General features: G+C 37.8%; 15 protein-coding genes. 13 read left to right on the top strand and 2 right to left on the bottom strand.

The genetic code is table 11. The features are described 5' to 3' along the window. The first annotated feature begins 96 nt into the window (after nucleotides 1–96). From QF042_RS08370 to QF042_RS08360, 4 genes are all read left to right on the top strand, one after another. On the top strand, nucleotides 97–1878 hold the full coding sequence (locus QF042_RS08370; protein ID WP_373459065.1) for a M13 family metallopeptidase: 1782 nt from the start codon (nucleotides 97–99) through the stop codon (nucleotides 1876–1878). Further along, complete coding sequence (locus QF042_RS26320; protein WP_373459064.1) at nucleotides 1871–2131, top strand: M13-type metalloendopeptidase; 261 nt, start codon at nucleotides 1871–1873, stop codon at nucleotides 2129–2131. The genes QF042_RS08370 and QF042_RS26320 overlap by 8 nt, the downstream gene beginning before the upstream one ends. Nucleotides 2132–2463: 332 nt before the next feature. Continuing rightward, nucleotides 2464–3276 (top strand): DUF2625 domain-containing protein, encoded by an 813-nt coding sequence (locus QF042_RS08365; RefSeq protein WP_307527172.1) that lies wholly within the window; start codon nucleotides 2464–2466, stop codon nucleotides 3274–3276. A 23-nt stretch (nucleotides 3277–3299) separates the two neighbouring features. Then, nucleotides 3300–3764: a DinB family protein gene (locus QF042_RS08360; RefSeq protein WP_307527170.1), complete on the top strand. Its 465-nt coding sequence runs from the start codon at nucleotides 3300–3302 to the stop codon at nucleotides 3762–3764. A 43-nt stretch (nucleotides 3765–3807) separates the two neighbouring features. On the opposite strand, the gene QF042_RS08355 is transcribed toward QF042_RS08360, so the two are convergent. After that, complete coding sequence (locus tag QF042_RS08355) at nucleotides 3808–4146, bottom strand: MmcQ/YjbR family DNA-binding protein (RefSeq protein WP_029279813.1); 339 nt, start codon at nucleotides 4144–4146, stop codon at nucleotides 3808–3810. A 577-nt stretch (nucleotides 4147–4723) separates the two neighbouring features. On the opposite strand from QF042_RS08355, the gene mnmD reads away from it, so the two are divergent. The 7 genes from mnmD to QF042_RS08320 all read left to right on the top strand — a co-directional run bounded on the left by mnmD (nucleotide 4724) and on the right by QF042_RS08320 (nucleotide 10814). Beyond that, a complete protein-coding gene (mnmD, locus tag QF042_RS08350) occupies nucleotides 4724–5392 on the top strand; it encodes a tRNA (5-methylaminomethyl-2-thiouridine)(34)-methyltransferase MnmD (RefSeq protein WP_307527167.1) in 669 nt (222 codons plus the stop codon). A gap of 495 nt (nucleotides 5393–5887) precedes the next feature. Next, nucleotides 5888–6835: an aldo/keto reductase gene (locus tag QF042_RS08345; RefSeq protein ID WP_307527165.1), complete on the top strand. Its 948-nt coding sequence runs from the start codon at nucleotides 5888–5890 to the stop codon at nucleotides 6833–6835. Nucleotides 6836–6915: 80 nt separating this feature from the next. Beyond that, on the top strand, nucleotides 6916–8025 hold the full coding sequence (locus tag QF042_RS08340; RefSeq protein WP_307527163.1) for an AI-2E family transporter: 1110 nt from the start codon (nucleotides 6916–6918) through the stop codon (nucleotides 8023–8025). A gap of 56 nt (nucleotides 8026–8081) precedes the next feature. Then, nucleotides 8082–8321 carry a hypothetical protein gene (locus QF042_RS08335; RefSeq protein WP_307527161.1) on the top strand — a complete coding sequence of 80 codons (240 nt, stop codon included), beginning with the start codon at nucleotides 8082–8084 and terminating at the stop codon, nucleotides 8319–8321. Between the two features lie 17 nt (nucleotides 8322–8338). Beyond that, entirely contained in the window at nucleotides 8339–8788 is a 450-nt protein-coding gene (locus QF042_RS08330; protein WP_307527160.1) for a hypothetical protein, read from the top strand. Between the two features lie 19 nt (nucleotides 8789–8807). After that, the gene (mazG, locus tag QF042_RS08325) at nucleotides 8808–9614 is read left to right on the top strand and encodes a nucleoside triphosphate pyrophosphohydrolase (RefSeq protein WP_307527158.1); all 807 of its coding nucleotides are present in this window, start codon (nucleotides 8808–8810) and stop codon (nucleotides 9612–9614) included. Between the two features lie 75 nt (nucleotides 9615–9689). Continuing rightward, the gene (locus QF042_RS08320) at nucleotides 9690–10814 is read left to right on the top strand and encodes an ATP-binding protein (protein ID WP_307527156.1); all 1125 of its coding nucleotides are present in this window, start codon (nucleotides 9690–9692) and stop codon (nucleotides 10812–10814) included. Here the strand turns inward: QF042_RS08320 and QF042_RS08315 are convergent. Next, entirely contained in the window at nucleotides 10809–11192 is a 384-nt protein-coding gene (locus tag QF042_RS08315; RefSeq protein WP_307527154.1) for a YchJ family protein, read from the bottom strand. The two genes, QF042_RS08320 and QF042_RS08315, sit on opposite strands and share 6 nt — an antisense overlap. Before the next feature lie 74 nt (nucleotides 11193–11266). Between QF042_RS08315 and QF042_RS08310 the strand changes: the two genes are divergently transcribed. Beyond that, nucleotides 11267–12067 carry a tRNA pseudouridine(38-40) synthase TruA gene (locus tag QF042_RS08310; RefSeq protein WP_307527152.1) on the top strand — a complete coding sequence of 267 codons (801 nt, stop codon included), beginning with the start codon at nucleotides 11267–11269 and terminating at the stop codon, nucleotides 12065–12067. A gap of 36 nt (nucleotides 12068–12103) precedes the next feature. Then, nucleotides 12104–12550, top strand: coding sequence for a hypothetical protein (locus tag QF042_RS08305; protein ID WP_307527149.1), 447 nt, complete (start codon nucleotides 12104–12106; stop codon nucleotides 12548–12550). The last annotated feature ends 1 nt before the right edge of the window (nucleotide 12551 follow it).

Raw genomic sequence — 12551 nt, 5'->3', positions numbered from 1 at the left:
ATTTACTACTGGTTTAACAAGTAATATTCTTAATATATAACACCAGTATTAATTAGTATTTCATAAATTTCGCATAATTACTAACTTATTAAGCGAATGAAATACCAAAATTTGAAAAGATGTTTTGCGGCACTAGGTATAGTCGCTGCAGGCTTTTCTGCAAATGCACAAACCAAAAAATTTATCGACCCTGCTAACATGGATCTTTCAGTTAAGCCAGGCGACGATTTCTACACCTACGCAAGTGGCACGTGGATAAAAAATAATCCTGTTCCTGCTAAAGAAACGCGCTGGGGTTCATTTAACGAACTTCGCGATTTCAACATCAATGCTGTAAAATCTTTAGTTGAGGATGCAGCTGCTGATAAATCTGCTCCTGCCGGCTCTGTGAAGCGTAGAGTTGGCGATTTTTATACGGCTGCGATGGATAGTGTAACGATAGAAAAGCTAGGCTATACGCCAATAAAGGCCGATTTAGAAAAAATTAAACAGATTAAAAACATTCAGGGTGTGCTGGATCAGGTTGCGTACATGCGAACCAATGGCTTAGGTGGCGGAATGTTCGGACTGGGCGTTGGCCAAGACCGCAAGAATGTAAACAAATACATGGTGAATATTAGTCAGGGTGGTACAACACTTCCCGATCGCGATTATTATTTGAAAGATGATGCCCGCAGCGTTAAGATCCGCGATGCCTACAATACCTATATGGTTACTTTATTTACCTTAACCGGAAGTACGCCTGAGGAAGCCAAACAAAAAGCAGCAACCGTATATAAAATTGAAAAGCAATTTGCTGAAGCGCAGATGAGCCGTTTAGAAATGCGTGATCCTTACGCCACCTACAACAAACTTACTGTTGCAGAACTAAACAAAAAAACACCTGATATTAACTGGACGACTTACTTACCGAAATTCAAAATTAAAAATCAGGATACGGTTCTGGTATCGTCGCCTAAATTTATGGCGAGCCTGGATGGAATGTTAAAATCGGTTCCGGTTAGCGATTGGCAAACTTACTTAGAGTGGAACATTTTAAAGGGTTCTGCTTCAAGTTTAAGCTCTCCATTTGTTAAGGCGAGTTTCGCTTTTACGCAGGCACAAACTGGTCAGAAAGTACAAACACCACGTTGGCAACGGATGTCATCTTTAACCGATGGCACTATTGGCGAATTATTAGGTCAGCTTTATGTAGCCAAATATTTTAAGCCGGAAGCTAAAGAACGCATGAACCAGATGATTGTGAACTTGCGTAAAGCATTCGAAATCAGAATCAATGGTTTAGAGTGGATGAGCCCTGAAACCAAACAAAAGGCATTAGCTAAATTACATGCATTTACACCAAAAGTGGGTTATCCGGAAAAATGGAAAAACTACGATGGTTTAGCGATTAATAAAGATACTTATTTCCAAAACTTACGTAATGCAAGTGTTTGGAGTTATAATGAAATGGTTGATCAGTTAGGTAAACCTGTTGATCGCAAACGTTTTGGTATGACCCCTCCAACGGTTAATGCTTACTATAGCCCTACCTTGAACGAAATTGTTTTCCCTGCCGGTATTTTACAGTTTCCTTTCTTCGACCCAAATGCTGATGATGCCGTTAATTATGGTGGTATCGGCGCAGTAATTGGTCATGAAATGAGCCATGGTTTTGATGACAGTGGAAGCCAGTACGATGCTGCCGGTAATTTAAAAAATTGGTGGACAGCCGAAGATAAAGCAAAATTTGATGCTAAAACAAAAGCCTTAGGCGAGCAGTTTGATGGCTACACCGTATTGGATACGGTTCATGTAATCGGCAAATTAACCATGGGTGAAAATATTGGCGATTTAGGTGGCTTAAATGCGGCTTATACTGCTTTTAAAAATGACTAAACAAGGTCAAAGTAAGGAGAAAATTGATGGTTTTACACCAGATCAGCGTTTTTTCCTGGCTTGGGCGCAGGTATGGAGAGGTAATATTTTACCCGAAAGTGCTGCTCAGTTAATTAAAACCGATCCTCATTCTCCTGGTCCATACCGTACCATTGGTGCACCTGTAAATATGGATGCATGGTATACCGCTTTTGATGTTAAGCCTGGCGATAAATTATATAAAAAACCAGAAGACAGGATTAGAATGTGGTAGGTTGAGGTGGAAGGTTAAAAGGTGGAGGGTTTAAGGCTTTCCACTCAATAGTTTAAAATCAATTATTTTATCATCCCTATATTACAAGCGCCCCGATTTATTTGGGGCGTTTTGTTTTATTAGCGTGGTGTCAGATGTTACCATCTGACACTGGCCAAAATGATCAATTCAATTCAGTGGATTAATCAATTTTTAGATATTGAATGAATCAGTCGGATGGGAACATCCGACTGCACGATTAAAATAATATGCTAAAGCATCAAAAATTAATCTATCTCCTTTCAGCAATTCTTAATTATCATTATATCTTTGGAAAACATAAGCCCCTTTTCATGAAAAGCGCATTCAAAACAATCTTTATCTTAAGTTTAACTTTATTCTCTTTAGTAACCTTTGCTCAAGATAATAAGTTAATCAGTCTTGAAGCATTGGTAAATAAAACCGATCCGGCCTGGCCACTGGTAAAAAAGTGGATCGATTCTGCAAAAAATAAGGTGGAAATTCTACCCGTTGATTCTGCAAAAGCAAAAGAAGTTTTATACAACTCACAAATGACTACCTACGCTACCCTGGGTTCGGTAATTTACAATACTGGTGGCATTATGGTTGACAATGGCTGGATTAGAATTTTAGGTTCGGGCAGCGAAAGATTGAGCCGAAATATTGCCGAATGGAACAAAGGAAAAACCATAAAAGAGTATGGCGATAATATTCCTTACCTTTTAATAGCCGATGATGCTGTAGGCGGTTTCTTCGCCATTAATTACGGCGGTTTGGGTAAAGACATTAAAAATGTGTATTACCTTGAACCAAACAGTTTAACCTGGCAACCACTTGGCGCCGGCTATGGCGAGTTTCTTGTTTTTTGTTTCGATAGCGACCTTTCTAAATTTTATAAAGGTTTACGGTGGAGCAGCTGGAACCAGTTTATTGCAAACTTAGATGGCACCAAAACCTATAGCTTTCGCCCTTATTTATGGGAAGAAGGAACCGACATCGATAAGTGCACCCGGAAACTTGTTGGGATTGAAGAAATGTACCGTTTTAATATCATGAAGTCGAAAGAACTGAATGCTGATAAAGGCATAAAAAAAGACGATACACAAAAGAAAGAAACAAAAGAGGAAACCAAAAACGAGCAGTAAGTTACTGTCTATAAAATAATTAAATGACTGATACACTTGCTACCATCACCCAGATTAAAAATACCAGGGCTTTTATACTAGAACTGGTAAAAGATTTGAGTATCGGGCAGTTAAACGAAATCCCTGCAGGTTTTAACAATAACATCATCTGGAATATTGCACACTTAACCGCAGCGCAACAGAATCTGTGTTATATCAGATCGGGCTTAGCTATAACCGTTAGTGAAGCACATTTTTCGCCGTTTTTAAGCGGAACAAAACCTGAAAAGTTTATTGAGCAGAAAGAGATTGATTCTATTTTCGATGTACTCTTAAACAGCATGGATCGTTTAGCCGCTGATTATTCGAGTGGTCTTTTTCTAAAGTTCGATCCCTGGGATAAACGTTATGGCATGAAATTAAACTCGATAGAAGATGCGATAAACTTTGTCCCTTTCCACGAGGGTATGCACATCGGCTACATTATGGCCTTAAAGAAACTGGTATAGGATAGTTGCATTGAAGATATTTACTGCACTTCAGCATTAAAATTTAAGCGTACTTTGCCTGTGTTTTCTTAGGTAACTTAGCTAAAACCATGGCTCTCGAATCGGCAACTCTTTTTTTCAGTTCTGTTTCATTAAATACCTCCAGATTATCAACACGAATCCATTGTCGTTTAGCCATGTGGTGAGCCTGTTGTATCCCATCTCTAGCCGTTAATGCATCAAACTCTTCTGGATCACACTTTATAGAGAAACTGTTGTCTTCATCAATAGCGATAATGAAATACATTTTTTCTTCAATCATAAAGCATAAATGTCCCCATTTCATTCCCTCGGTTGTACCAGGTAAATTCAAACAATATTCTCTGAAAGATTCGATATCCATATTTGTTTAGGGTTTAGGGTTTAGGGTTTAGGGTTTAGGGTTTAGGGTTTAGGGTTTAGGGTAAGACCAAAGCTAAGCACAAAAGATTAAAGCAGAAAGAGAAAAAGTCGGAGGCCAGGAGTATGAAGACTAAAGCTAAAAGACTAAGGACTAAAGCGGGTTAACTCCAACTACCTCTGGCTAATTTATTTCTGAATCCAGAAATCGTTTAAATATTGTATTCACACCTACACCATGATCTTGAAATCCAAAAATCATATTAATCATGTTTCTATCTCTGTTCAATTTATCCTGAAATCTAAAAATCATATTAATGCTGCATTCACATCTACACTATGATTTTGAAATCCAAAAATCTTATTAATCTTGTATCTATATTTGCCTCATGATCCTGAAATCCAAGAATCCTTAAAATCCTAGCTAATCCAGAAATCATATTAATCCTATATCTATATTTGCGCCATGATCTTGAAATCCAAGAATCCTTAAAATCCTAGCTAATCCAAGAATCATATTGATCCTGTGTCTATATTTGCGCCATGATCTTGAAATCCAAAAATCCTTAAAATCCTAGCTCATGAATATTATAACGCCTACTGCCGATGGCTCGAATACACTTTATAACGAAACCATAGGCGAACATTATCACAGTAAACATGGCGCATTACAGGAAAGCAAACATGTATTTATTGATGCAGGATTAAAATTCGCCTCCACTAATTTAACTGAAATTTCCATTTTGGAAGTTGGCTTTGGCACTGGATTGAACTTTATTTTAAGTTTCGAATATTGTGCGGCAAATAACATTAAACTTAACTATACCAGTATCGAAGCCTTCCCACTTACTACAGCAGTAATTGAGCAAACAGGTTATGCAGCATACGTTCCTGAAGTAATATGGACCGATTTTATTTTAAATTACCCTGAAGCGTTAAAAACGCCACAAAAATTAACTTCGCTTTGCACATTGGAAATTCCGCATACTACATTGGCCGAATACCAGAGCGACCAAAAATTTGACCTGATTTATTATGATGCCTTTTCAGTGCAACACCAGCCTGAAATGTGGAGTGATGAAATTATTGCACATGCCTGCAGTTTCTTAAAGCCCGGCGGAACTTTTGTCACCTATGCCATTACTGGAAAATTGAAAAGAGCCGTTAAAGCATGTGGATTTGCCATTGAAAAATTGCCTGGAGCGCCCGGAAAAAGAGAAATGCTGAGAGCAACCAAGGCAGAGGGTTAAAAGGTTGAGGACATAAGACTGCTTCGGCACGCACTTGCCCAGCAATAATGATTTGTAAAATTAGTTTTTTCGGAAAGCAGATGCAGAAGCTATTGGTTCTCTACGGTCCCGCTCCCGCTTCTGCCGATGAAATATCGGCATCTCGCTTCGATCGGGTTTAGGAGGCTTAAACAGTACTACTATCGGTTGTTCAATAAACCCGACCGACAGCGTTATCCCGATTTGAATATTGTTTTATTTACCGGTTCATCTATCGGGATTAAGCAAAGGGCGGGACAGGTTTAACCGAAGCGCTACAGACCTTGCTTTTCGAAAAAAGAAGTATTAGAATTTATGGCATATAATTGCTTCGGCACGCGCTTCTCCAGTCTCGCAATGACGATTTTGTTAATTGACTGCTTTCCCAAATTATTCTCCTCTCATTTTAATATAATTTCGCCCCATTCAAAAACTGCTTGCATTAGGATTTGTTAGTATACTATTAACATTCATACCATGGAAAAAAGAATTTTAGGGAAAACCGATTTAAATATTGCGCCCATTGTATTTGGAGGAAACGTATTTGGCTGGACAATTGATGAGCAAAAGTCGTTCGAGATATTAAACCAATTTGTAGAAAGTGGTTTCAATTTTATAGATACGGCCGATGTGTATTCACGCTGGGTACCCGGAAATAAAGGTGGCGAATCGGAAACGATTATTGGTAAATGGCTTAAGAAACATAACAAACGCCACGATATTATTATCGCCACCAAGGTAGGCGCTGATATGGGCCAGGGCAAATCGTTAAAGAGAGATTATATTATAAACGAAGTAGAACACTCTTTATCTCGCCTGCAAACAGATTATATTGATCTCTATTTCTCTCATTACGATGATGAACATACCCCGGTTGAAGAAACTTTAAGTGCTTACGAAACTTTAATAAAAGCCGGCAAAGTACGTTGGATCGGGGCATCAAACTTTTCTGCCGATCGACTTAGAGAATCTTTGATTTATGCTACCCAACATAGCCTGCCTCGCTATGAAGTTTACCAACCAGGATACAACCTTTACGATAGAGAAAACTTTGAGCAGGAACATGAAAAAATATGCCTGGATTATGGCTTGGGTGTTGTGACCTATTATTCGCTAGCCAGTGGTTTCTTAACCGGAAAATACCGTAGTGAAAATGATCTGAATAAAAGCCAGCGTGGTGGAGGCATTAAAAAATTCCTGAACGAACGGGGCTTTAAAATTTTAGCAGCATTGGATGAGGTTGCTGAAAAACACCGTGTTGAGCCAGCTTCGGCAGCCCTGGCCTGGCTAATTTATCACCCATCAATTACGGCGCCAATTGCAAGTGTTACTGATTTAAGCCAGTTAAAATCGTTCACTGAAGCCGCAAATTTAAAATTATCACCAGAAGACATTTCCCTTTTAGATAAAGCGAGTATCTATTAAAAAATAATCCCTTATATTTAAATGCCCGATTGATGAAACAATTAATCGGGCATTTTGTATTAAACAGAATTTAAAATTATATGAAAGACAAACTATCGTTTCTACCCAAGCTTGCACTGGTTCTTTTCTGTTTAATTAGTTTAACCTACATCGCCATTTTAGGTCAATCGCTGTTAGCTCCTTTACTTTTCTCTTTTTTGATGGCGATTTTATTGTTACCTGTAGGTAACTTTTTAGAACAGCGATTAAAGTTTAAACGAAGTTTGTCTACCATTGTTTCGGTAATCCTGATGATAGCTGTTATTGGGGGCATTATCTATTTCTTTGGTAATCAACTCAGCGACTTATGGGCAGACTGGCCTTTGCTTAAAGAGAAAGCGAATGTTTCTTACCACGAACTTCAAAAATGGATTTCGCACACTTTCGGCGTAAATTCTCAGAAACAACTCGATTATTTAAATGATAGCACAGAGAAAGCTTTGGCTACCAGTGCTGCAATTGTAGCTACCACCTTGGCTACGCTATCTTCTACCCTATTATTTTTAGGTTTCACGCTACTTTTCACTTTCTTTATTTTAAACTACCGCAGGGTTTTATTTACCTTTTTAACATCGGTTTTTAGCGAAGAGCACAAAGAAAAAGTTTCAGAAATTGTTAGTCAGATCCAGTATATCATTAAAAAATACATTATTGGCTTATTTCTGCAGATGCTTATTGTTACGGTATTAATGATTACGGTACTGAGTATATTAGGCGTTAAATATGCAGTTTTGTTGGGCTTAGTCGCCGGTATTTTTAATGTGGTTCCTTATTTGGGGATATTCTTTGCTCTGTTAATAAGCTGTCTGATTACTTTTGCCACAGCAGGTGCAGGTAAAGTGCTGCTGGTTTTGATTGCTTTTGTTGCCGTTCATGCTGTTGATGGAAATATATTAATGCCACTGGTGGTGGGTTCGAAAGTAAAAATAAATGCATTATTTGCCTTTATTGGTATCGTAGTTGGCGAGATGATTTGGGGAATATCGGGTATGTTCTTGTGTATTCCTTATCTGGCTATGCTCAAAATAATCTTCGACAGAGTGGATAACTTAAAACCCTGGGGCATTTTAATGGGCGAGGAACATAAACCCGACAAAAAGAAGCGTGTTTACCGGATTACAAAAAAGATTAAATTAGAAGAAAAAGATTAAATGGCCGAAAACAGATCGCCTCATATTTTAAGCACTTCTGCCAATCTCCTGGGCATTTGCTTTATTGTACTTACTTCTTTAAAAAACTTGCACTTACCGATGGTTCGTTAATTGACGAATTTGCCGTGGCTGCCGTAATGTTTTTTATGACCAGCTGTATCTTATCTTTTATCTCGATGAGAAGACAAAAAACTGCAAGCCAGCGACTAGAAAAAGTTGCCGACTTCGTATTTTTATCTGGCTTATTGGTATTGTTTATTGCTACAATTTTAATTGCCTTTAATTTAATAAAATAGATTAAATATACCCTTAAATGAAACCCTTATTCGTACTTGTCATTGTTTATGTTGCACTATTGGCTTTTGGTGGCCATACTACTTTTGATAAAGGAAATATTTTTGCAGGCAATATTGCTATGGGTGTGATGTTACTTTTTACTGCTATCGGGCATTTCAAGTTTAAAACCAGTATGGCTGCTATGGTACCACTATTTATCCCTAAAAAAGCAGAAGTTGTACTTTTAACAGGTGTGCTGGAAATCTTGTTTGCCGTTGGTCTGGCGATTGAAAGCACCAGGCATTTGACTGGAATAGCATTAATTATTTTCTACATTGCCATTTTACCCGCCAATATTTATGCGGCCAAACACCATATCAATTATGAAGATCTGCATAAACCAGGGCCAGGGCCAAAATATTTATGGTTCAGAATACCTTTTCAGCTTTTCTTAATCGCCTGGGTTTGGTACTTTAGCGTTCGATAATATAGCTCAACCATAAAACATGCCTAACAATCCAATTCCTGCAAGTGCCAATAATCCAGCTGATGCCTTTACGCGTTTACTCACCGTTTTAGAGACATTGCGTACACAATGCCCCTGGGATAAAAAACAAACCATGGAAACACTGCGCCATTTAACCATAGAGGAAACTTATGAGTTAAGCGATGCCATTTTAGAAGGCGATTTAGACGAAATTAAAAAGGAACTTGGCGATGTGATGATGCACCTGGTTTTCTATTCGAGAATTGCTTCAGAAACCAATGATTTTAATATTACCGATGTTTTAAACGGGGTTTGCGATAAACTGGTAAACCGGCATCCACATATTTATGGCGATGTTGAAGTGCAGAACGAAGAAGACGTTAAACGCAACTGGGAGCAGATTAAACTGAAAGAAGGCAACAAATCGGTGTTGGCTGGTGTTCCATCTTCACTACCCGCATTGGTTAAGGCTGCCCGCATTCAGGAAAAAGCCCGCGGCGTAGGTTTCGATTGGGAAGATAAAAATCAGGTTTGGGAAAAGGTGGAAGAGGAACTCCAGGAGTTTAAAACTGAATTTAACGTTGCCGATAATACGGCCATCGATATCGAAAAAGCAGAATCAGAATTTGGCGATGTACTTTTCTCTTTGATCAATTATGCACGTTTCATTAACATCAATCCTGAAAATGCATTAGAAAAAACCAACAAAAAATTCATCAAACGTTTCCAGTACCTCGAAACCAAAGCAAAAGAAAACGGAAAAGCCTTGGCTGATATGACACTTGCAGAGATGGACATATATTGGAATGAAGCAAAGAAAATATAGCTAAAAGGAGTAAAATCGCAATTTTAATATAAATTTTGCGATTACATTCGCAAAATTTATATTAAATTTGCGATTATGATTTCAAGAGCAATATCAGATTCTATCGAAAAACATCTGAAAGATGAAAAGGCGGTCATCCTTTTAGGCCCAAGGCAGGTTGGAAAAAGTACGCTCTTGCAGCAGCTTTCTTCTAAATTTGCTAAACCTGTTATGTGGTGGAATGGTGATGACGCAGACATTAGAACAATACTTTCCAATACCACTTCAACCTCCTTACGTGCACTTCTTGGAAAAACCAAAACGTTGGTAATTGATGAAGCGCAAAGAGTTGATAATATTGGTTTATCTATTAAATTAATCATTGATCAACTTAAAGATGTAAAAGTAATTGCTACTGGTTCTTCAGCCTTTGAGTTAGCCAATCATATTAACGAACCACTTACTGGTAGAAAATGGGAATATAACCTATTTCCTTTTTCGTTCGGAGAAATGGTGGAGGAAAACGGTCTACTTGCAGAGAAAAGATTATTGAACCATCGCTTGGTTTATGGCTACTATCCAGAAATCGTGAACAATCCAGGTGGAGAAGAAATACGCTTAAAACAATTATCGGACAGTTACCTATATAAAGATATCCTAACCTGGGAGAAAATACAAAAGCCAGATAAGATGGAGAAATTAATCCAGGCTTTGGCTTTTCAGGTAGGCAATGAGGTATCATATAACGAACTAGGGCAATTAGCAGGCTTGGATAATCAAACAACAGAGAAGTATATCGATTTGCTTGAAAAGGCATTTATTGTATTCAGATTGGGATCTTTAAGTAGGAACTTAAGAAATGAGCTAAAGAAAAGCCGAAAGATCTACTTTTACGACAATGGTATCAGAAATGCTGTAATTAATCAATTTAGTCCAGCTGTATTAAGACAGGATATTGGTGCCCTTTGGGAAAATTTCGTAATTAGTGAAAGGGTTAAACTTCTTGCTTATAAACAGATTAATTGCAACCAATACTTTTGGCGTACGCATGCACAACAGGAAATAGATTATATTGAAGAAAGAAACGGATTAATGAATGCATACGAAATTAAATGGAACGCTAAATCTAATGCAAGATTTCCAAAGACGTTTTTAGATGCCTATGAGAATGTGGAGACTAAAATAATTACACCCGAAAACGTGAGTGAATTTTTGTTATAAATAAAATTTCTCATCCAAATAATACCATTTCCCATCTTCTAACCTGAAATTAGATTTTTCATGTAGCACTTCTGTTTGAAACTTCTTATTCAGATAATAGGCCTTAAACTCGACGACATCAAAATCTGAAAAAACAATTTCGAGTTTTAGCCATTTAGTATTTTTCGCACTGCTTAGATAAGCACTTTTCGAGTGTCCTTTTCTTTTACTGCTATGCGTGGTATCGTAAAGATAAGCAGCATCAGCCACGACAAAAGCAGCATACCTGGAACGCATTAAAGCCTCTGCAGTTGGTGCCGTTTTCACGTTTAAATGATAAGGCTGGCAACATTGCTGATACGCCATTCCGCTTCCGCAAGGGCAATTTATAGTATCCATGATTAAAATTTACAACGCAAAAATAGGATTTAATATTCCTGCTGCTAAAATTTCCGTAAAATTGCAGCTGAAAAATGAGGTATTTCTTTCACATTGCATATCAAGGTCAGTACTTTAGTGGGTGGCAAAAACAACCTGGGATTAAAAGCGTCCAGGAAGTTATTGAACAAACCCTATCTAAGATTTTAAAATCGCCGATTGCTATTAACGGCTGTGGGCGAACAGATGCGCATGTACATGCCAGTCAGTTTTTTTTCCATGCTGATATTGAAAAAGATATTGATTTCGATCTGCTTTACATTCTGAATAAAGCTTTACCTTATAATATTGCGGTGTTCGACATTATTAAAATGGAAGGAAAACCTCATGCCCGGTTTGATGCTGTACAGCGGAAATATGATTATTTTATCCACACCTATAAAGATCCTTTTTTAAGTGCTCAAAGTTCCTTTTATCAATTAAATCATCTCGATTTTGATAAAATGAAAGCCGTTGTAAAATTATTACCTCAATACAAAGATTACAGGGCTTTTTGCACGCATCCTGATAAATACGAACATACCATCTGCAATGTAATGGAAGCCGATTTATTTGTAAACCCTAAGGGCGACAGGTTGAGGTTTCATATTGCGAGTAACCGCTTTTTGGGCAAAATGATCCGCATTATTATGGGTAAAATTCTGATGGTTGGCAAAGGAGAACTTAGCTTTGATGAATTTGAAAGCGAACTGATTAGCCTGCAACCTTCAAAACTATCATTGCCCGCTCATCCTACAGGCTTATACCTTTCAAAAGTCACTTATCCTTATCTAAACCTCGAACCACGGACTGAATTTATCCATAGTACACAAGGCATAGACTGGATTTCAATTTAAGTGTAGCGTTTTGATTTTGAACTCCGTTTAAGGGGTATGAAAGTTCAAATCTGTATCTTCCTATTTGCCTTGATCCTATCTTTGGGCTGTAAAAAATCTACAAACGTAGATGTTTTACTGGATGGTAACTATACAGGTGTGTTGGTCATTACCAATAGTATTAGGTCTGTGCCGGAAACCCGCCCAATTTCAATCTCGTTACAGAATGGAAAATTCAACATTGCACCAGGCGCCGATACTAACCTAAAACCATCGGGAGGCAAAGGAACCTATACTTTTAAAGATGGGATAGGGTATTTTACCGATGAGGGCGTTTGGACTGCAGATTTTGATTGGAATATGATTTTAAACGGCGAATACGATATTAGAAGTAGTGCCGTGGATTTAACCCTTAGAAAAAGGTTCAATGTAAAAACAGATTTTTCTCCCGCTACCTCTTACGCTACCATAGATTATGAATATATTTTAAAAAGAAGTAATTAAT

The sequence above is a fragment of the Pedobacter sp. W3I1 genome, assembly GCF_030816015.1.
Lineage (GTDB): Bacteria > Bacteroidota > Bacteroidia > Sphingobacteriales > Sphingobacteriaceae > Pedobacter.
Note: the sequence above shows the minus strand (reverse complement) of the source record. Positions and strands in the feature narration are given on the sequence as shown.

What these genes read in the sequence shown, in the direction of transcription:
- QF042_RS08370 (WP_373459065.1), top strand. Translation starts at nt 97, where the DNA reads ATGAAATACCAAAATTTGAAAAGATGTTTTGCGGCACTAGGTATAGTC.
- QF042_RS26320 (WP_373459064.1), top strand. Translation starts at nt 1,871, where the DNA reads ATGACTAAACAAGGTCAAAGTAAGGAGAAAATTGATGGTTTTACACCA.
- QF042_RS08365 (WP_307527172.1), top strand. Translation starts at nt 2,464, where the DNA reads ATGAAAAGCGCATTCAAAACAATCTTTATCTTAAGTTTAACTTTATTC.
- QF042_RS08360 (WP_307527170.1), top strand. Translation starts at nt 3,300, where the DNA reads ATGACTGATACACTTGCTACCATCACCCAGATTAAAAATACCAGGGCT.
- QF042_RS08355 (WP_029279813.1), bottom strand. Translation starts at nt 4,146, where the DNA reads ATGGATATCGAATCTTTCAGAGAATATTGTTTGAATTTACCTGGTACA.
- mnmD (WP_307527167.1), top strand. Translation starts at nt 4,724, where the DNA reads ATGAATATTATAACGCCTACTGCCGATGGCTCGAATACACTTTATAAC.
- QF042_RS08345 (WP_307527165.1), top strand. Translation starts at nt 5,888, where the DNA reads ATGGAAAAAAGAATTTTAGGGAAAACCGATTTAAATATTGCGCCCATT.
- QF042_RS08340 (WP_307527163.1), top strand. Translation starts at nt 6,916, where the DNA reads ATGAAAGACAAACTATCGTTTCTACCCAAGCTTGCACTGGTTCTTTTC.
- QF042_RS08330 (WP_307527160.1), top strand. Translation starts at nt 8,339, where the DNA reads ATGAAACCCTTATTCGTACTTGTCATTGTTTATGTTGCACTATTGGCT.
- mazG (WP_307527158.1), top strand. Translation starts at nt 8,808, where the DNA reads ATGCCTAACAATCCAATTCCTGCAAGTGCCAATAATCCAGCTGATGCC.
- QF042_RS08320 (WP_307527156.1), top strand. Translation starts at nt 9,690, where the DNA reads ATGATTTCAAGAGCAATATCAGATTCTATCGAAAAACATCTGAAAGAT.
- QF042_RS08315 (WP_307527154.1), bottom strand. Translation starts at nt 11,192, where the DNA reads ATGGATACTATAAATTGCCCTTGCGGAAGCGGAATGGCGTATCAGCAA.
- QF042_RS08310 (WP_307527152.1), top strand. Translation starts at nt 11,267, where the DNA reads ATGAGGTATTTCTTTCACATTGCATATCAAGGTCAGTACTTTAGTGGG.
- QF042_RS08305 (WP_307527149.1), top strand. Translation starts at nt 12,104, where the DNA reads ATGAAAGTTCAAATCTGTATCTTCCTATTTGCCTTGATCCTATCTTTG.